Source organism: Nocardioides sp. (genome assembly GCF_036267815.1).
Taxonomy (GTDB): Bacteria; Actinomycetota; Actinomycetes; order Propionibacteriales; family Nocardioidaceae; genus Nocardioides.
Map to the genome: position 1 here is coordinate 39379 of NZ_DATAVI010000097.1, position 18565 is coordinate 57943.

General features: G+C 70.8%; 17 protein-coding genes. 5 read left to right on the plus strand and 12 right to left on the minus strand.

The features are described 5' to 3' along the window. Window positions 1–11: 11 nt before the first annotated feature. The 6 genes from VHW64_RS19955 to VHW64_RS19980 all read right to left on the minus strand — a co-directional run bounded on the left by VHW64_RS19955 (window position 12) and on the right by VHW64_RS19980 (window position 4116). Window positions 12–617, minus strand: a complete 606-nt coding sequence (locus tag VHW64_RS19955; protein WP_329652329.1) for a hypothetical protein — start codon at window positions 615–617, stop codon at window positions 12–14. After that, a complete protein-coding gene (locus tag VHW64_RS19960; RefSeq protein ID WP_329652330.1) occupies window positions 614–892 on the minus strand; it encodes a hypothetical protein in 279 nt (92 codons plus the stop codon). The genes VHW64_RS19955 and VHW64_RS19960 overlap by 4 nt, the downstream gene beginning before the upstream one ends. A gap of 59 nt (window positions 893–951) precedes the next feature. Continuing rightward, window positions 952–1215 carry a WXG100 family type VII secretion target gene (locus VHW64_RS19965; protein WP_329652331.1) on the minus strand — a complete coding sequence of 88 codons (264 nt, stop codon included), beginning with the start codon at window positions 1213–1215 and terminating at the stop codon, window positions 952–954. Window positions 1216–1412: 197 nt separating this feature from the next. Further along, window positions 1413–2114, minus strand: coding sequence for a vWA domain-containing protein (locus VHW64_RS19970; RefSeq protein WP_329652332.1), 702 nt, complete (start codon window positions 2112–2114; stop codon window positions 1413–1415). Continuing rightward, complete coding sequence (locus VHW64_RS19975; protein WP_329652333.1) at window positions 2111–3439, minus strand: protein phosphatase 2C domain-containing protein; 1329 nt, start codon at window positions 3437–3439, stop codon at window positions 2111–2113. Before VHW64_RS19975 ends, VHW64_RS19970 begins: the two co-directional genes overlap by 4 nt. Then, on the minus strand, window positions 3436–4116 hold the full coding sequence (locus VHW64_RS19980) for a vWA domain-containing protein (protein ID WP_329652334.1): 681 nt from the start codon (window positions 4114–4116) through the stop codon (window positions 3436–3438). The genes VHW64_RS19975 and VHW64_RS19980 overlap by 4 nt, the downstream gene beginning before the upstream one ends. 95 nt (window positions 4117–4211) lie before the next feature. Here VHW64_RS19980 and VHW64_RS19985 point away from each other — a divergent pair, with 95 nt between their 5' ends. After that, complete coding sequence (locus tag VHW64_RS19985) at window positions 4212–5492, plus strand: serine/threonine-protein kinase (RefSeq protein ID WP_329652335.1); 1281 nt, start codon at window positions 4212–4214, stop codon at window positions 5490–5492. Window positions 5493–5501: 9 nt separating this feature from the next. On the opposite strand, the gene VHW64_RS19990 is transcribed toward VHW64_RS19985, so the two are convergent. Further along, the gene (locus VHW64_RS19990; protein ID WP_329652336.1) at window positions 5502–6569 is read right to left on the minus strand and encodes a hypothetical protein; all 1068 of its coding nucleotides are present in this window, start codon (window positions 6567–6569) and stop codon (window positions 5502–5504) included. Between the two features lie 154 nt (window positions 6570–6723). Continuing rightward, the gene (locus VHW64_RS19995; RefSeq protein ID WP_329652337.1) at window positions 6724–8301 is read right to left on the minus strand and encodes a hypothetical protein; all 1578 of its coding nucleotides are present in this window, start codon (window positions 8299–8301) and stop codon (window positions 6724–6726) included. A 282-nt stretch (window positions 8302–8583) separates the two neighbouring features. Between VHW64_RS19995 and VHW64_RS20000 the strand changes: the two genes are divergently transcribed. Then, a complete protein-coding gene (locus VHW64_RS20000; RefSeq protein ID WP_329652338.1) occupies window positions 8584–10161 on the plus strand; it encodes a hypothetical protein in 1578 nt (525 codons plus the stop codon). A gap of 6 nt (window positions 10162–10167) precedes the next feature. Next, window positions 10168–11343: a hypothetical protein gene (locus VHW64_RS20005; RefSeq protein WP_329652339.1), complete on the plus strand. Its 1176-nt coding sequence runs from the start codon at window positions 10168–10170 to the stop codon at window positions 11341–11343. 189 nt (window positions 11344–11532) lie between these two features. Here VHW64_RS20005 and VHW64_RS20010 read toward each other — a convergent pair whose 3' ends face one another. The 4 genes from VHW64_RS20010 to VHW64_RS20025 all read right to left on the minus strand — a co-directional run bounded on the left by VHW64_RS20010 (window position 11533) and on the right by VHW64_RS20025 (window position 15197). Then, on the minus strand, window positions 11533–12528 hold the full coding sequence (locus VHW64_RS20010) for a sulfate ABC transporter ATP-binding protein (RefSeq protein ID WP_329652340.1): 996 nt from the start codon (window positions 12526–12528) through the stop codon (window positions 11533–11535). Beyond that, entirely contained in the window at window positions 12525–13337 is an 813-nt protein-coding gene (locus VHW64_RS20015; RefSeq protein ID WP_329652341.1) for a sulfate ABC transporter permease, read from the minus strand. The genes VHW64_RS20010 and VHW64_RS20015 overlap by 4 nt, the downstream gene beginning before the upstream one ends. Beyond that, window positions 13330–14073, minus strand: coding sequence for a sulfate ABC transporter permease subunit CysT (gene cysT, locus VHW64_RS20020; protein ID WP_414690549.1), 744 nt, complete (start codon window positions 14071–14073; stop codon window positions 13330–13332). Before cysT ends, VHW64_RS20015 begins: the two co-directional genes overlap by 8 nt. Before the next feature lie 107 nt (window positions 14074–14180). Then, window positions 14181–15197, minus strand: a complete 1017-nt coding sequence (locus VHW64_RS20025; protein ID WP_329652342.1) for an extracellular solute-binding protein — start codon at window positions 15195–15197, stop codon at window positions 14181–14183. 272 nt (window positions 15198–15469) lie between these two features. Between VHW64_RS20025 and VHW64_RS20030 the strand changes: the two genes are divergently transcribed. Both VHW64_RS20030 and VHW64_RS20035 read left to right on the plus strand, forming a co-directional pair. Further along, entirely contained in the window at window positions 15470–17446 is a 1977-nt protein-coding gene (locus VHW64_RS20030) for a 2-oxoacid:acceptor oxidoreductase subunit alpha (RefSeq protein ID WP_329652343.1), read from the plus strand. Next, window positions 17443–18543 carry a 2-oxoacid:ferredoxin oxidoreductase subunit beta gene (locus VHW64_RS20035; RefSeq protein ID WP_414690550.1) on the plus strand — a complete coding sequence of 367 codons (1101 nt, stop codon included), beginning with the start codon at window positions 17443–17445 and terminating at the stop codon, window positions 18541–18543. The genes VHW64_RS20030 and VHW64_RS20035 overlap by 4 nt, the downstream gene beginning before the upstream one ends. Window positions 18544–18565 lie beyond the last annotated feature (22 nt).

The window sequence follows — 18565 nt, forward strand, 5'->3', positions numbered from 1 at the left end:
CGTCTGAGACGTCAGTCGTCACCGAGGCTGACGTCCAGCGGATCGGTGCTGAACCCCGTGCCGTTGGTGTTGTCGTACGTCGCGTTCCCCTGGCTGTCGTAGCCCAGATGCTCGACGTCGTCGGGCAGGACGAACGGGTCCTCGGTGTTCATCATGTTCATGGTCTTGATCCACTGGTCGTTGGAGTACTGGTTGGTGGCGATCCAGTTGGACAGCTGGGTGGGGGTCCAGCTGTTGGCGTCGGCCGGGAGGTTGCTCGGCTGAGGTGAGACCGTGACCACCGAAGGCGCCGTCCCGGACACCGTGCCCGGTGCGCTGACGTCGGTCGCGACGTTCTGCTCCTGCTGGAGGCGCACCGAGCGGTGGAGAGCGTGGCCGGCCGCCCCGGCGACCCGCGTGATGCCCTTGAGCACCTGCTCGTGGATCGCGGTGAGCTCGCTGTCGACCCAGGGGACCGTGGAGCGCAGCTCGCCACAGGCGCAGAAGTCCTGCTGGGTGGGCCCGAGGAGGAACTCGTCGCCGACCGCCTCCCCCGCCTGCTTGCTCGCCTGGACCACAACCTGGGCATACGCCTGGACCTGGTTCGGGTCGATCAGGATCTTCTCCTGGCACATCACCAACACCCCCCTTGCCGCTGCTCGGCCAGCTGCTGCTGCTCGAGCCGGTCTGCCTCGCGAACCAGCCGGTCGGCCAGCTCCTGCATCCGCACCGACGCGGACCTGAGGTCGAAGACTCCCCCGATGGTCTCGACCCTGAAGTGGTCCCCTGCCGGTCCCTGGAACGTGACGGTCCCGACCTGGGTGTCCACCTGGTTGCTGCTCGCCGTGAGCCCGTCCGCCCCGGAGCGCAGGCGAGCTGCTGCCGCCCGCATGCTCGCCGGGTCGTTGGTCACTGTCGTCATCGTCCTGCTCCCGTTCTGTCTCTCGCGCCGTTCGGTTCGGGACGAACCGGTCAGCTACCGGCCTGCTGGAGCGCCTCACGGCGACGCGCGACCTCGAGGGCGGCGTCCTGGAGGGCCGTGCGCAGCTTGGACAGGTTGGGCTCGAACTCCGACTCCCACAGCTGCCGGAACCGGTCGGCCGCGGGGCCTTCCCACGACGTGCCGGCCAGCTGGCCGCGGATCGTGCGGGTCAGCTCCTCGACAGTCCCGGCCTCGCGGTCGAACACGCCGCGCAGACTCACCAGCTGCTCGAGCTCGCCACCGATGCGTGCCATCTTGATCAACTCCTCGTTCTCGGTGTCGGGCCTCTCCCGACGCGATGACTCTCGCGCGGTGCTCTGAGGTCGGGCTGAGGTGCGCGAACGGGCGGCGCGGGCGAGCGACGGTGGAGCGAGTCGAAGCCCGGTGACGGCTGGGGCGACCGATGCGTGCTCTCGACCGACGGGGTGCTGCGGGGGTGAGCCAACCCGTGTCACCAGACCATGAGTCCCGCGGCGGCGGGCTTCGGAACCGCAGGCTCCGGGATGCGGCGGTCGGCCGACTCGCCGGCCGGCGTGGACGCGAGCTGGGACGCCGCGGTCGAGACGAACCGCACCAGATAGGCGAGCTGCTCGGGGTCCCCGGCCGAGAACGGCCGCAGCTGGGGGTCGGCGATGAACTGCTGAAGGACGTCGACGTCCGCGTCGGACCCGATGGCGATCGCCAGCCGGACGGCGCGCTTTCCCCACGGCTGCGCCATCAGCGTCGCCAGCCCGTCCTCGAACGCATCGGTCGGACGCCCGTCCGAGATCACGACGAGCACCGGCGGGAAGGCCCGGGCGTCCATCGGCGGGACGGCGAGCACCGAGCTGACCTCGACCAGGGCGGCACCGAGGTCGGTGAAGCCGCCTGCGGAGACCGGAGCCCAGGCCACGTCGCGTGCCGGTGTCGGCTCCCGCAGGTGCCACCGCGCGCCGTCGGCGAAGACCACGGCACGCACCAGCAGGTCGACGAACGGGTTCTGCTCGGCCAGTGCGGCGAGGTGGGGCAGCGCGCCCCGGATGGCGTCGTTCAGGGCCTCGATCTTCCCGTCGACGCTCATGGATCCCGACCCGTCGAGCAAGAAGATGAAGTGCAGCGGTCGGGCTGCCAGTCGCGCCCCGGGGCGGAACGCAGCGGGGTCCGCATCGCTCATCGGATCGCACGCCCCGCCTTGCCGGGGGTGGCCTTGCTCTTGCCGCCGTTGCCGTCGTTCTTGCCGCCGCTGCCGTCGTTCTTGCCGTCGTTCTTGCCGCTCGGCTGGTGGTGGTGGGGATGGCCCTGCTTCGAACCGCCCGGCGACGGACCCTGACTGGGCCCCGGCGAGACCGGCCCGCCCTGGGTGCCGAATCCGTCGGTGGCGAACCAGACGATCCCGGCCGCGACCACCAGCACGAGCGCGGCGACCAGCAGCGCCAGCCTGCGCCGAGCACGACGACCAGCCGAGGGCGCCGGCTCGACCGCCTCGTACGCCGCCGGGATCGGCGGGTTCACCAGGGTCAGGTCGGGGAGGGCCTGCCTCACCTCGGTCGCCGGAGCCGGGCGCGCGCCACCGCCGGCCAGGACGGGCTCCGGCGCGGGGTCGCTGGCGACGGGCGGTGCCACCACGACGGCTCCGGCCCGGGCCGGGGCCACTGCCAGTGGCGACCGTGCGATCACCACGGCCGACACGTCGTCCCCGCCGACCTGCGCGGACTCCCCGAGCCACGTCGGGAACTGCGTGGCGAAGTCCTCGAAGTCGTGGTCGGTCAGGAACCACGCCAGGTCGCCGACGACCGCGCGCCACCAGTCCTTGTCGGCGAAGGAGTTGCCGTAGCCGTCGCTGGCGAGCAGCACGAGGTCGGGGTCAGCGCTGCCGGGCAGCGCGGCGTACCGGAAGTCGGAGACCGCCGTGTCCAGGCAGAGACTCGTCGTCTCGCCCGCGACCAGGCGAGGATCTCCGGGGACCGGCCGGGTCGCGAAGCCGTGGGTGCGGACCAGCGCGTCGCCGTCGCCGATCTGCGCCAGCCCCACGCCCCGGTCACCGACGACGACGACGAGCAGGGTGGCGCCGTACGCCACGACCGGGTCGCTGCCGAGATCGGCGCCCGCCCGCCTCGACTCGGCGTCGGTGAAGGGGTGTGCCTTCAGGTGCGAGAGCACGCTGGCCCGCCAGCCGCGTACCAGCTCGGGGACCTCCCGACGAAGCAGAGCCTCGAAGGACTCCGCTCCGGTGTGCTCTCGCAGCGCTTCGGCGACCTGGGTGACCGCGGCGCCGACGGCCAGGGACGAGCCCACGTCGGACCGGACGTAGCGCCGGCCGCCGTGCCCGTCCGAGACGGCGGCGACGCATACGTCGGCACCCGAGGCGTCCTTGACCGCGAGGAACTGGACGGCGTCCTGGTTGGGCACGTCGTCGCCGTGCGAGGACCCCTTGCGCGAGGCGGACGTCACGCGCCACGTCGCCGCGCCGACCGCGTCCATGCTCACGGGGTCCCTCACCAGATCGTCGCCTCCTCCGACCCCTCCGGCCACGCCGTGGCGATCTGGGCAGGAGGCGGCCCGCTCGGGGCGACCGACGACGCGGCTCTCGCGACGTGCACGGTGGCCCACCGCAGCGCCATCACCAGCTGCTCGGGATTGGACGCGGTCACCGGCTCCAGCTCGGAGTCGCCGATGAAGCGGGTCAGGGTGTCGTACGACGCGTCCTGCCCGATCGCGACCGCCATCCGCACCGCCCTGGCCCCCCAGGGCAGGGCGGCGAGGCGGTGCAGCGCGTCGTCGAAGTCGTCGGTGGGCATCCCGTCGGAGACGAGCACGACCGCCGGCGGTAGCGCGCGCTCGTCCATGGGCGGGACGGTCAGCACCGTGGCCAGCAGGTCGATGGCCGCACCCAGATCCGTGTAGCCACCAGGCTGGAGGTCCTGCCACACGACGTCGTCGGGATGGGTCGGGCTCTCGATGTGCCACCGCGCTCCGGTGGCGAAGCCGATCGAGCGCACCGTGATCTCGGCGTGCGGGTTGCTCTGGGCGGTCTCGGCGAGGTGAGGGAGGACCTCACGGACGGCGGTGTTGAGCGCCGTCATCTTGCCGGCCGAGGCCATCGACCCCGAGCAGTCCACGAGCAGGAAGAAGTGCAGCGGTCGGCGCGCGAGCTCCACGCCAGGACGAGCCGTCATCGCACGGACCCTCCGATCGCCCGCGCGCCATCGGTCCCGCACGTGCACAATGGGGCGACCGCACGACCGGGGGCCGGGGAAGAGGGGTGGGTGGCGTGCTGCTCGAACCCGGGACGCCCTTGGTGCTCCCCCGGCACGGCGGCAGCTGGCGCGTCGGCGCCTTCCTCGGCGAGGGCAGCGAGGGTGAGGTCTACGAGCTCGAGTCGGAGACGTCGACCCTGGCGGTGAAGTGGTACTTCCCCGAGCGCGCCCAGCCGGCCAAGCGACGTACCCTCGACCGGCTCGTCCAGATGGCGGCACCCACGTCGCGGTTCCTGTGGCCGATCGAGGTCCTCGACGGTGCCGACAGCTTCGGCTACGTGATGCCCCTGCGGCCACCGCCGTACCGTCCGCTGGCGACACTGCTCAACGACCCGGGAGCCACGGCCTTCTCGACCGTCATCCGTCTGTGCATCGGGCTGGCGGACTCGTTCCTCAAGCTGCACGCGCAGGGGCTCTGCTATCGCGACATCAGCTACGGCAACGTGTTCTTCGACCCGGCCACCGGCGACGCCCTGATCTGCGACAACGACAACATCGGCGTCGAGGGGCGCGATCCCGCGCTGGTGCTGGGCACCTCGCGCTTCATGGCGCCCGAGATCGTGCGGGGCGAGGCGATGCCCTCCACCGCCACCGACCTGTACTCCCTGTCGGTGCTGATCTTCTACCTGCTGATGCTGCACCACCCGCTCCAGGGGCGTCGGGAGCTGCGCTTCGAGTGCTTCGACGCGGACGCCGAGAAGGCACTGTTCGCCACCGACCCGGTGTTCGTCTTCGACCCCCACGACGACTCCAACCGTCCGGACCCCGCGGTGCACGCGGCGGTCCTCGCCTACTGGCCGCTCTTCCCGCCGTACCTCCAGCTGGACTTCACGACGGCCTTCACCTCCGGACTGCACGACCCCGCGCGTCGCGTGCGCGAGGGCGTCTGGCGTGCTCACCTGGCCCGGCTCCTGGACGGTGTGGTGGTCTGCGCCTGCCGTGCCGAGAACCTCACCGACGACGGCGTGCCGTTCAGGCCGTGCTGGTCGTGCGGCCAGCCGATCAGCACCCCCGTGCGGCTGCGCTTCGGCGACCGCTCCCTCGTGCTCAACGCCGGCACCAAGGTGACCCGGCACCAGCTGCGCTGGGACTTCGGCTACGACGACATCGTGGGTGAGGTCGTCGTCCATCCGCAGCGACCGGACCTGTGGGGCCTGCGCAACGTCGGGGTGAGGACCTGGCACGCGAAGGACGAGTCGGGGCAGGCCCAAGACGTCCCGCCCGGGCGCGCGGTCGGGCTGGTCCCGGGCACCACCGTCGAGTTCGGCCCGGCGACCGCACGCATCGAGGCCTGACCCGGACACTCAGGCTCCTCGTCCGGCGTGCTCCACGACCGCTCGCGCGAACTGCCGGCCGAGCGGTCCCAGCTCGATCCGGTGACCCGCCATCTGCACCACCGCGAAGGTTCCGTCGACGGCGGTCACCTCACCCCATGACGCGGCGAGCAACCCGCCCGGCTTCGGACGGTTGCCAAGGGCCGAGTACTCCGTGAACTCGAGCCCGCTCGCGGTCGCGACGAGCACCCCCGCCTTCAACGCGCGACGCATGAGGTAGACGACCACCAAGATCGGCAGCACACCGAGCAACAGGTGCAGCACCACGAACGTCGCGACCAGCAGGAGCACGAAGATCGAGACCACCGGGATGTAGACCCACAGCGACATGCCGGCGTAGCCCCTCGTGACTCCGAGCGCGGACTCCCCGGTGGCCGTGCGCGAGTGGCGCCTGGCCAGCCGACGCGAGGGCCTGGGCCAGGGCGTGGGTGCGCTCGCCCCGACGGCCGGGCTGCCGTCGCCCACGGCGGGGCCTGTCTCGTTCGCGGCAACGACGTCGAGGGGGAAGGCCTCACCGGCTGCCGGTGCCGGGGGCAGGGCGGTGCCACCCGCGACGGGCACGGGCGCCGGCGCCTCAGGGGGACGATCGGACGCAGCCGCACCGGCTACCGGCTCGGCGGCGGGCCAGTCGTCCGCGACGCCACTGAAGCCCAGGGCGTGTGCCCAGATCTGGGTGACGCGCTGTGCGGTGGCGAGGTTCCAGCCGCGAGCGGCGGCCAGGTCGCCGCTGAGCTGGCGCAGGGACTGCGCAGTCAGCGGCATGATCCTGGTGAGGTAGCCCGGCAGGTTCTCCTCCGACGCGGCGACGACCTGGTGCACGAGCGGCCGCTGACGTGACGCCTCGTCCGGCCCGAGCGCAGACTCCAGCTTCTGCCGCAGCAGCCCGGGTCGCGTCGCCGCCCCGGGATCCGTCGCGAGCGCCGAGCGGAGCGCGTCGACGAAGGCGGCATCGGCCGCCGTCAGTGATGGCAACGGGTCCCCCTCCGCCCGGGCCGGCCCGGCCGACGTACCCCGGGTGTCGGCAGCGCTCGTGTCCATGTCTCCTCCTGCACGGTCGGGTCTCCCCCCACCGTGCAACGGGTCGCTGAGGTCGGACTGAGGTCGTGCCGAAGTGGTCAGATGCTAGACCGCCACTCCCGCGACCGCATCCCTCAACCAAGGGGTCTCCCCCGCCGAGGTGGGACTTCGGCGGCTAGGGGAGGTGGACGGGGATCCGGGCGGGGGTGAGGGACAGGGTGTAGTGGGTGCCGGGGGGAACGCCCGAGGTGGCGCTGCCGGGGGCGATCACTCGCGGCAGTCCGCTTCCGCCGACGACGAAGTCCCCTGCCCTCATGTCACCAGGCACCTCGAAGACGTAGACCTCGGTGCCGTCGCCGCCGTAGAACGGGTCGGCGATCGGCGCCACCATCGCCGCGCCCCGAGGTTGGAAGTGGACCTCGTCGCGGAGCAGCCGTTGGTGTCCGGAGCCGGCGTACTCGAAGTAGGCGTGCACGTAGACCAGGGCGTCACCGGGCTTCGTGGGAGTGAGCTTGCCGTCGTAGTACCCGAGCTCTGCCGCGGTCACATACACGTGGCGGGCCAGGGTGTTCGTGCGCACCGAGTTCTGGACGAAGCTCACGGACGACTTCGCGACCGAGACGGCAGAGCCCGGCACCTTGGTCAGCCCGAGCCGGCGCGTCAGCACGGTGATGTTGTCCGGGCCTGGACGACCGTCCAGCAGCGAGAGCCGCTGAGCTGGGCCGCCGCCGGGCAGGACGAGGGCGACGTCGTGCTCGCCACGAGGCACCGACACGACGAACGTGTCTCCGCCTGCGGGCAGGGGGCGCGACGAGCCGCCGACGGCGACGTGCAACCCCAGTCCCTGCCAGTGAGCGCACTTCGTCACGGGGCACCAGTCGGCCACGGTGAAGGCCACCAACGAGCCCCCGTCCGCCGGCAGGACGGCGGACTTCCCGCTCCCCACGCTCGGGACCTGGCCGAAGGCGTTGAGCCGCACGCCACCTGCGCGCCCGGCCATCACCGCGTTGCGCTTCGCTCGGGTCGGGTCGGCCTTCGCCGCGAGTACGACGCGGCCGACCGGCAGCTTCTTCCCGACGGCCGGGGCGTGGCTCGCGGACCCGGTGCCCGGCTGCGACGTGGGACTGTCGCCGTTCGAGAGCGCAACCGCGACGCCCGTGCCGCCGGCCACCAGCACTGCGGCGGCCGCGACGACCAGCCAGGTCCGGCGACCGCGCGGCCGTGACTCGCCCTTCGACCCTGGCGGGGTGAGGGGTGTCTGGCCGACCGCGGTTGACGGCAGCTCTGTCGGGGCGGCACCAGGCAACTCGGTCGGCGCCGCGCCTGCACCCAGAAGCGCGCCACCGGGCGCATCGACGGGAGCTGCATGCGCGGTCACGGCGTCATCGGAGGTCGGCGTCGGCAGCTCGGTCGCGGGTGGTGGCGGCAGCGCCGTGTCGGGCGGGACGTCGGTACGACCTGGCAGCAGGCCGGTCCACGCTGCGAGGACCCAGTCGGCCCGCTCGGCCGTCAGGCCCCAGGCCTCGAGCGCAGCGACGAGCTCGGCTCGCCGTTCGGGCAACGCCTCGCGCCCGGCGTCGCGGACCGCGCCCGGCGTGCCCTCCTCCGCACTGACGACCAGCGCGTCGACCAGACCCCGGTGGTCGTCCGTGGCCGGTCCGAGGAGGTCGCTGAGGGAGGCTCGGAGTCGAGGCGGGTCTCCGGCGACTCGCCATCCGTGGTCGCGGATCACCGAGGCCAGAGCATCACTCACGACAGTGTCATCGTTGTCCGCCACGATCGCCTCCACATCGACGGGACCCAAGGGTGGCCCGGGAGTTGGGAGAATCTAGCACCGCGCCGAGGTCGCGCTGAGGCCTCCAGACGGCCGCTGGAGCGCCCGTCGCAAGGTGGAGCCGAGGCACCGCTGAGGTCGCGCTGAGGGTGGGGATCCCACCCGGTGACACCCGGGCACCTCGCGCCTATGCTGAGCGCGGCTCGGGCCGGCAGAGGTAAGTAGACGCGAGCGCTCCGGGGGGAAGCCATGCGGAATTTCGTGTGCATTTCGGCCATCGGCACGGCCATCAGTGCCTGTCTGGTGGGGCTGTCGGTGTCGCCGGCGCAGGCCGCCGACGTGCCGGTGACCGTGCATGGTCACGATCTTGCCGGCGCCGGCCTCTACCTCGCCGGGGGCAGCTGCACGACCTGGGCGCCCGATCCGATCGACGCCTTCCCGAACAACGTCTATGACCTGTACAAGAAGCCGGGCACGATCGGACAGCGGGCGATCGGGTGGCAGTTCGGGGCCAGCGGCGGGGCAACGGGCGAGGGGGCCGGGCCGCTGGTGCTTCTCAACTCTCCGGCGTCCCTGACCAACCTGCGCTTCTCGTCCTACATGGACACCGCTGACAGCGGTGCGGGCAACGTGATCGCCTTCCTGGCGCCCGACGGCGACTTCAGTGACGGCTACTACGCGGGTGCCTTGACACTGGGCGCCAACTCGGCCGGCTGGGGCACGTGGAACCAGGTCGACAACTACCCGCTGACGTGGAGCCACTGGCTCGGAGCCAGTTGGGCGTCCGGCACGGTCTCTGACACCATCCAGGGTCTCGCTCGGTCGTCAGGCAGCGGGGCCAGGGCGTACGTCGGACCCGAGCTCGGCTGCCATGGCGACGACTGGTACGTCGATGACCTACGAGTCGCCACGACCAGCGGCACCCGGACCTACGACTTCGAGGGTGCCCGCACCGAGAGCAGCTTCGGCGGCTGGCGCAAGCTGTCCAGCCCCACCGACAAGTTCGTGTGGGGGCTCAAGCACTTCGTTCGCAACTACGGCGAGAGCGACTGGGTCGACGGCTTCGCCGGATACCGCAATGACGAGGCCAGCGTGGGGAAGGTCGGCGGCTTCGTGTACTTCGGGGACCGAGGCTCCCTCTACGCGCGGACCTACGGCTCGAAGAAGTTCCACAAGGTCTCGACCAAGAGCTTCACGGCCCAGTACGCCGCGGCCTTCGAGCTGAAGCATCTCAAGAAGCACACCGACTACTACTTCAAGTACCCGGGCACGGTGGCGCTCTCTCCGAGTCGGTCGCAGACCTTGTCGGTCGACGTGCGGGCCGAGGTGCGCGGCCACCTGCTCAACAAGTCGGTCTTCAAGGGCGCGCGGCTCACGGTGTCCGGACAGAGGCTCCCGGGCGACGCCGGGGTGAAGGTCATGGTGCAGCGCAAGCTCAAGGGCCACTGGCGCACCATCGGGAGCTCTCGCACCCACCGACACGGCAAGTTCCGGGTGGGCGCGCGAGCCGGCAGTGTCGGGACCTGGCACCTGAGGCTTTCGGTGCCGAAGGCCAAGGGCAACCTGGGCAACCAGACCGGTGCGTTCACCGTCCGGATCAAGAGGCGCCCGGCCCCGCCGCCGCCACCCGTCATCGTCACCCCCGCTCCGTGCACGACATGTGCGGGGGCACCGCCCGACGTCCCCGTCGGAGGGAAGGTCGGGAAACGGGCAACGCGCCCCGGCCAGCCGGCGCTCGCAACACCCCAGTTCCGCGGGGCTGTGCCCATGCCGGCGCCAGGCCGGAGCATGCTGATCGACCCGGCGCTCCTTCCTGGGCGACGTCCGGACGAGGGGTGAACGGCGATGGCTGACCGCATCTCACCCGTCGTCCTGGCCGCACTCGAGCGGGTGGTCTCCGACAACGGCTGGCTCGCCGCGGCGCGCCCCGGGCCGTTGCGTGCCCTGCTCAGCGACGTGCTCGGGTCGGCGACCGACCAGCATCGGGCCGAGCTGGACGCGATCGTGGTCAGCGCCGAGGAAGGGGTGCCGACAGAGCTGCGCACCGCCGGGCGCGGCACCGCGCAGTCACTGGTCCCGGGCCTGACCGAGCGCCTGGTCGCCTGGGGCATGGACGACGGCCTCGCCGCCTCGGTGGTCGAGTCGTGGGCGAGCCTCGTCCCGGAGATCTCCCGCTCCGCGCCGGCTCCCGGCGACAGCCAGACGGTGATCTCTGCGGTCAGGAACCCGGCGCCCGCGCCGGCCGAGGACACGCCGGCCCAGACCCCTCCGGCGCCGGAGCCGGTCGCTGCTGCGGCCTCTCCCGTTCCGGGCTCCCCTGCGCCGGCTCCCGCCGAAGGACAGCAGAACCGGAGAACGGTCTGGGTGGCCGCGGCGGTAGCCGTCGCGGTCGTGATCGTGGCGGGTGGCTGGCTCGGTCTGCATGCCCGAGGCCACCACCAGAGTCCGCTGCTGGCGGCGTTGAGCTCGGCGAACGACCACTACGCCAAGGGCCTGATCCCGCCCAGCTCGTGCAAGAGCAGCACCGACCACGTCGTCTGCACGAACCCGGACTCGGCCGTCAGCATGCTCGACGTGCGCACGTACCCGGACAAGCAGTCGATGTACCGGGCCTACGAGGCGATCGTCGAGCAGCTCCGCGGGTCGCCGTTGCAGACCAACAAGGGCGATTGCAACGCGCACCATCGGTCCGGCGAGCGCAGCTGGAACCATGCCTTCCAGCACCCGCTCAACTTCTCGATCCAGGACCACATCAGCCAGGACCTCACCAAGAACGACATGGCCGAGGGCAGGCTCGCCTGCGAGGTCACGGGGGGCTACGAGACCATCGTGTGGACGGCGGACGCCGGCGACATGCTCGGCCAGGTCCAGGGCCCGTTGATGGGCCTGTTCCCGGCCTGGAAGCTCATCCACCACGGGATCACCCCGCCCGGTGCCGGTCCCGCCCCCATGGACGACATGACGGGCGGCAGCACCGGCGCGCCCTCGCCGTCCGCCACCGACAGCATGGGGATGGGCTGACCTCGGACCTCGAGGGTCCAGCCGCCGGCGCCAGCGCCCCGGCGCGCCCCACGCCGAGTCGGCATAAGCCGACTCGGCGTGTATCGGGCCCCCACTTGCGCCGAGTCGGCGTGTATCGGGCGCCAACTTGCGCCGACTCGGCGTGTTCTCGACGTACTTATCCGCCGAGTCGCGGGTCTTGGGCGGACGCTAGCCGGCCAGCCCGCTCGGGACGAGGGCGTGCATGGCGGGGACTGTCGCTGCTCCCGAGGACGGCGTGAGCCAGACCCGCTCGCCCTCCTTCAGGTCCAGGCTCCGGGCGTGCGCGTGGGTCGTCACCACCGAGACCTCCTGGCCATCCTCGGTACCGGCGACCATGCGCACCTCGAAGCCCACCCGGGTCAGCCGCAGGACGTCCGCGGCGACGGTGCCGGCCAGGTCGGGGGCTCGTGCGATCTCGACGTCGTGGGGGCGGAGCCGGACGTTGCCGAGCTGGGTCACCTCACCGAGGAAGCCCATCACGAAGTCGTTGGCGGGCTGGTCGTAGAGCGAGTCCGGAGTGCCGACCTGCTCGATGCGCCCGTCGTTGATCACCACGATCTCGTCGGCCACCTCCATGGCCTCCTCCTGGTCGTGGGTCACGAAGACGGTCGTCACCGGCACCTCGTCGTGCAGCCGACGCAACCAGTCGCGCAGCTCCTTGCGGACCTTCGCGTCCAGCGCCCCGAACGGCTCGTCGAGCAGCAGCACCTTGGGCTGGACGGCGAGAGCGCGCGCCAGTGCCATCCGCTGGCGCTGCCCACCCGAGAGCTGGGACGGGAGGCGGTCTGCGAACTGCGACAGGTGGACCAGCCTCAGCAGCTCCGCGACGCGGTCGCGGACCTCGGCCTTCGACCTGTGGCGGATCTCCAGGCCGAACGCGACGTTCTTCGCCACGGTCATGTGCTTGAAGACCGCGTAGTGCTGGAAGACGAACCCGACGTTGCGCTTCTGTGGCGACATCCGCGTCGCATCGACGCCCTCGATGCTCACCGTGCCGGTGTCGGCCCGCTCCAGCCCGGCGATGATCCGCAGCAAGGTCGACTTCCCGCCGCCGGACGGGCCGAGCAGGGCGGTCAGCTGCCCGGTGGGCAGCGACACGTTGACGTTCTCCAGCGCCACGAAGTCGCCGAAGCGCTTGTTGACGTCTTTGATCTCGATACTCATGACGAGGACTCCTTGGGGCGCAGCAGGGAGACGATGACGATGCACAGCACCGCGAGCAGGACGAGCGTGAACGCCACGGCGTACGCCTCGCCCTTGGCGAAGTTGTCGTAGAGCTGGGCGATGACCAACGGGGCGTTCTGGGTCTGACCGCTCAGGTTGCCGGACACGATCTTGAGGGCGCCGTACTCGCCGATGGAACGGGCGAAGGTGAGCACGACACCGTAGACGACGGCCCACTTGATGGCTGGCAGGGTGATCCGGCGCAAGGTCTGGGTCGCGCTGGCGCCCAGGCTCCTGGCCGCCTGCTCCTGGTCGTCGCCGATCTCGGTGAGCACCGGGACCACCTCGCGGACGACGAGGGGCAGCGAGACGAAGCAGGTGGCCATGATCATGGCGGGCATGGCGAACATCACCTGGACGCCGTTCGCCTCGAGGGTGGGCCCGAACCAGCCCGTCCGGCCGTTGTAGACCAACAGCAGCGCGAGTCCGATGACGACCGGGGAGACCGCCATCGGCAGGTCTACCAGGGCCGAGAGGACGCGCTTGCCAGGGAACTCGTAGCGCACCAGGAGGAGGGCCATCCCGACGCCGAAGACCGTGTTGATCGCCACCGCCCACCCGGAGATCTCGATGGTCAGGACCATCGCGTGCACGACGTCGGGATCGCTGAACGCGGACGTGAAGTTGGTCAGACCGTCGGAGAACGCGTTCTGCGCGAGCGTGACCATCGGCCACCCGACCAGCATGAGGACGTACCCGACAGCGATGAGGCGGAGCGCCCACTTGACGGGCGCGGAGAGCTCAACCACGGCGCGCCACCCTCCGCTGGATGATGTCGAGCATCACGATCACGAACAGCGCGACCGCGAGCATGATCGTCGCCAGCGCCGCGGCGGAGGTCTGGTCGCCACCCTCGATGAAGCTGGACACGCGCACCGAGACGACCTGGGTCTTGTAGGGCAGGTTGCCGCTGATCAGCACGAGGGAGCCGTACTCCGAGATGGCGCGGGCGAACGACAGTGCGGCACCGGCGGTGATGGCCGGCACCAGGGACGGGAGCACGAGTCGGCGCAGGATCGTGAGACGGCGCGCGCCCAGCGAGGCGGCCGCCTCCTCGACGTCCGCGTCGAGCTCGGCCAGCACCGGCTGGACGGTCCGGACGATGAAGGGCAGCGTGACGAAGGCGAGGGCCAAGGTCACTGACGCCCGCTGGTTGGCGACGTTGACGCCGAGCGGGCTCTGGGGCCCGTAGAGGCCGAGGAGGACCAGGCCGGTGACGATGGTGGGCATCGCGAACGGGATGTCGATGAGTACGTCGAGCAGCCCACGGCCCCAGAACCGGTCGCGCACCAGCACCCACGCGATCAGCGTGCCCATCACCACGTTGAGCAGGGTGACGAGGGCCGACTGGCCGACCGTGAGCTTGATCGCGGCCCACGTCTGCGGGTTCTCCAGGACCTCGACGTACCCGTGCACGCCGTCCTTGCCCGCCGTGGCCACGATGGCCGCGAGCGGGATCAGGACGAGCAGGCTGAACCAGAGCATGGCGACCCCGAGCCCGAGCGTTGAACCCGGGGTGAGGTTCAGACGGACACCCGGACGGCCGCGCCCGACCGCCCGGGTGTCCTGTCCGAGGACGGCAGATGACAACGTCAGCCGCCGACGTGGAGACCGGAGAGGATCTTGGCGATGGCTCCGGTGCTGTCGTCGAAGTAGGCGTTGGCCTTGTCCCAGCCACCGAACGTCTTGTCGATCGTGTACTGGGTCGGCACCGCCGGGTAGGCGTTGCTCGGGTCGTTGGCGCCCGGAACGTCGACGCTGGTCCCCTCGATGACCGGACGGAAGCCGGACCTGGCGTAGTCGGCCTGTCCGGCCGTGCTCAGCTGGAACTTCAAGAAGTCCTTGGCCGCCGTCGAGGCGTCCTTGGTCAGGGCGACGGGGTTCTGGATCAGCAGGGTGTCGTCGGGGACGACGTAGTCGATGTCGTCACCGGCCGCGCGCGCCGCGATGGCGTCGCTCTCGTAGGCCAGCAGCACGTTGCCGTTCCCGGCCAGGAACGAGGCCAGCGCGTCGCTGGCACTGTCGGGCAGCGCCACGGCGTTCCCGAGCATCTTGGTCACGAAGGCCTGCCCCTGGGGGTCGCCGCCGCTCGTGCCCTCGCCGTGGGCCCAGGCCGCCAGGAGGTCCCATTTGGCTCCGCCCGAGGACGCCGGGTTGGGCGTGACCAGCTTGACACCGGACTTGGTCAGGTCGTCCCAGCCCCTGATGCCCAGCGGGTTGCCCTTGCGCACGACGAACACGACCTCGGAGTCGGTCAGCATCCCCTTGGTGGGGGTCTGGTCCCACGTGGAGTCGACCAGGCCGGCCTTGACGATGTTGTCGACGTCGGGTTGCAAGGACAGGTGTACCTCGTCGGTCGGAAGGCCACCGATGACGGCGCGGGACTGGTCGCCCGACGCGCCGTAGGACTGGGAGAAGGTGACGCCCTTGCCGGCGGAGGTCTTCTGGAAGTCGGCGATGACCGGCGTGTTGGCGGTCTTGAGCACCGAGAAGCCCACGACGCTCACCTTGCCGGACGAGGAGCCGCTGGATGACCCGCATCCAGCCAGGACGGCCGGGACGACGACAGCCGCGGCGGTCAGCGCGATGATCCTGTGCCTGTGGGTCATGGTGGGATCTCTTCTTCCTCGCTGATCGGGTTTACCCAACGTAAGTCACGTTGTTTGCTTGACATTAGCAGATTGGAGGAGCGGGCTCCCAGATCTCGGGACGCTCGAGGCGTCGACCTACCCAAAACTCGGGACCGCCGAGGCGGGGACGGCCCGGCGGGGTGGCGTGACTCACGTGGGAGAACAGTCCGGCGTTGCCGCCGCGGGCCCCCTCCGGACTATCGTGGAGGGGTTGAGTCGAGCCCGGCGCTGGCGAAGGAAGTGCACGTAGGTTGTCCAAGCAGGTCAAGCGGCTCGACCGCGTGATCATCCGGTTTGCGGGCGATTCGGGCGACGGCATGCAGCTGACCGGTGACCGCTTCACCCAGGAGTCGGCGGCGTTCGGCAACGACCTGTCGACCCTGCCCAACTTCCCGGCCGAGATCCGGGCGCCGCAGGGCACCCTGCCGGGCGTCTCGTCGTTCCAGGTGCACTTCGCCGACCACGACATCCTCACCCCCGGCGACGCACCGGACGTGCTCGTGGCGATGAACCCCGCCGCCCTGCGCGCCAACCTGGGCGACCTGCCCAAGGGCGCGGCGGTCGTCGTCGACACCCACGACTTCACCACCCGCAACCTCGCCAAGGCGGGGTACTCCACCGACCCCCTTCAGGACGGCTCGCTCTCGGAGTACGCCGTGCACGCGCTCGACCTGACCGGGATGACCGTCGAGGCCGTCAAGAAGTACGGCCTCTCCCGCAAGGACGCCGCGCGCGCCAAGAACATGTTCGCCCTCGGGCTGCTGTCCTGGCTCTACGGACGCCCCACCGAGTCGACCATCGCGTTCTTGCAGAAGCGCTTCGCCAAGGTCCCCGACATCCGCGACGCCAACGTCACGGCGTACCAAGCCGGCTGGAGCTTCGGCGAGACGACCGAGACGTTCGTGGTCTCCTACGAGATCAAGCCCGCGCCGATGCCGGCCGGCACCTACCGCAACATCACCGGCAACCTCGCCCTCTCCTACGGCCTCGTGGCCGGTGCCGTGCAGTCGGGGCTGCCGTTGTTCCTCGGCTCCTACCCGATCACCCCGGCCTCCGACATCCTCCACGAGCTGAGCAAGCACAAGGCGTTCGGGGTCACGACGTTCCAGGCCGAGGACGAGATCGCGGGCATCGGCGCCGCCATCGGCGCGGCGTTCTCCGGCAGCCTCGGAGTCACCACGACCTCGGGACCGGGCATCGCCTTGAAGTCCGAGTCGATCGGCCTGGCGGTGATGACCGAGCTGCCGCTGCTCGTCGTCGACGTGCAGCGCGGCGGGCCGTCCACCGGCCTCCCGACCAAGACCGAGCAGGCCGACCTGCTCCAGGCGATGTTCGGACGCAACGGCGAGGCGCCCGTCCCGATCGTCGCGCCACGCTCCCCCGGCGACTGCTTCGAGACGGCGCTGGAGGCCATCCGGATCGCGGTCACCTACCGCACGCCGGTGATGCTGCTCTCCGACGGATACCTCGCCAACGGCTCGGAGCCGTGGCGGATCCCCGAGCTCGCCGAGCTCCCCGAGATCGACCCGGCGTTCGCGAGGACGACCAACCACAGGGTCTCGACAGGCTCGACCGACGTGGCCGGCGGGGCCGGTGTGGACCAGGGCGAGGAGGTCGAGGAGAAGCGGGAGTTCTGGCCCTACCTCCGCGACGAGCAGACGCTGGCCCGCCCGTGGGCGATCCCCGGAACGCCGGGCCTCGAGCACCGCATCGGCGGGCTGGAGAAGGGCGACGGTCACGGCAACATCTCCTACGACCCGGCCAACCACGACTTCATGGTCCGCACGCGCGCCGCGAAGGTGGAGCGCATCGCCGAGTCGCTGCCGCCGCTCGAGGTCGACGACCCCGAGGCGGCGGCGAAGGTGCTCGTGCTCGGCTGGGGCTCGACGTACGGCCCGATCGGCGCCGGCTGCCGTCGGGTGCGCAAGGCCGGCTACCACGTCGCCCAGGCGCACCTGCGCCACCTCAACCCGTTCCCGCGCGATCTCGGCGAGATCCTGAAGCGCTACGACAAGGTGCTCATCCCCGAGATGAACCTCGGCCAGCTCGCGATGCTGGTGCGCGCCCGCTACCTGGTCGACGCCGTCGGCTACAACCAGGTCAACGGCATGCCGCTCAAGGCCGCCGACCTCGCCGAGGCGATCGGCAACCTGGTGGCCGACGCCGAGGGCATCGAGGTCGACCTCGCCGCCTCTGTGCGCGCCACGATCTCAGGAGACGACCGATGACCTCCACGAGTGAGCAGACCGACCTGCCGCTGCCGGTGATGCGGAGCGGGATCGAGCTGGTGCCGACCCAGGACCAGCCGCAGACCGGCAAGGAGTACACCAGCGACCAGGAGGTCCGTTGGTGCCCCGGGTGCGGCGACTACGCCGTGCTCAAGGCGGTCCAGGGCTTCCTGCCCGACCTGGGTCTGCGCCGCGAGAACATCGTGTTCGTCTCGGGCATCGGCTGCTCGTCGCGTTTCCCCTACTACCTCGAGACCTACGGGATGCACTCGATCCACGGTCGCGCGCCGTCGATCGCGACCGGCATCGCCACCTCGCGCGAGGATCTCTCGGTGTGGGTCGTGACCGGCGACGGCGACGCGCTGTCGATCGGCGGCAACCACCTGATCCACGCGCTGCGCCGCAACGTGAACATGACGATCCTGTTGTTCAACAACCGGATCTACGGCCTGACCAAGGGGCAGTACTCCCCGACGTCAGAGACCGGCAAGATCACCAAGTCGACGCCGATGGGATCGCTCGACCACCCCTTCAACCCGGTGTCGCTGGCCCTGGGCGCCGAGGCGTCGTTCGTCGCGCGCACGATCGACTCCGACCGCAAGCACCTCACCGCTGTGCTCTCCGCGGCGGCCGAGCACCGCGGCACGTCCCTGGTGGAGATCTACCAGAACTGCCCGATCTTCAACGACGGCGCGTTCGACGCCGTCAAGTCGCCGGTCACCCGCGACGAGGCGATCATCCCGCTGGTGCACGGCGAGCCGATCCGCTTCGGCTCCCAGGGCTTGATCCGCGACGCCGCGACCGGTGGTGTCAAGATCGTCGAGGTCGGTGACGCACCCGACCAGGTCTCCCTCGACGACGTCCTGGTCCACGACGCCCACAGCCCCGAGGCCACCACGGCGTTCGCGATCTCCCGGCTGACAGACGCGGGGCAGCTCCACCGGGCGCCGATCGGGATCTTCCGCCAGGTCGCCCGCCCGACGTACGACGACCTCGCCCGTAGCCAGATCACCCAGGCCTCCGCTGGCGCCACGGGCACCAGGTCCGAGCGGCTCGCCGCTCTCATCGGGGGCGGCGACACCTGGACGGTCGCGTGACCTGGTGACGCACTCCGGCTCA

Coding starts and splice junctions, on each gene's coding strand:
- VHW64_RS19980 (WP_329652334.1), bottom strand. CDS start 4,116: ATGACGGCTCGTCCTGGCGTGGAGCTCGCGCGCCGACCGCTGCACTTC.
- VHW64_RS20005 (WP_329652339.1), top strand. CDS start 10,168: ATGGCTGACCGCATCTCACCCGTCGTCCTGGCCGCACTCGAGCGGGTG.
- VHW64_RS20025 (WP_329652342.1), bottom strand. CDS start 15,197: ATGACCCACAGGCACAGGATCATCGCGCTGACCGCCGCGGCTGTCGTC.
- VHW64_RS19970 (WP_329652332.1), bottom strand. CDS start 2,114: ATGAGCGATGCGGACCCCGCTGCGTTCCGCCCCGGGGCGCGACTGGCA.
- cysT (WP_414690549.1), bottom strand. CDS start 14,073: ATGCTCTGGTTCAGCCTGCTCGTCCTGATCCCGCTCGCGGCCATCGTG.
- VHW64_RS20035 (WP_414690550.1), top strand. CDS start 17,443: ATGACCTCCACGAGTGAGCAGACCGACCTGCCGCTGCCGGTGATGCGG.
- VHW64_RS20010 (WP_329652340.1), bottom strand. CDS start 12,528: ATGAGTATCGAGATCAAAGACGTCAACAAGCGCTTCGGCGACTTCGTG.
- VHW64_RS19990 (WP_329652336.1), bottom strand. CDS start 6,569: ATGGACACGAGCGCTGCCGACACCCGGGGTACGTCGGCCGGGCCGGCC.
- VHW64_RS19965 (WP_329652331.1), bottom strand. CDS start 1,215: ATGGCACGCATCGGTGGCGAGCTCGAGCAGCTGGTGAGTCTGCGCGGC.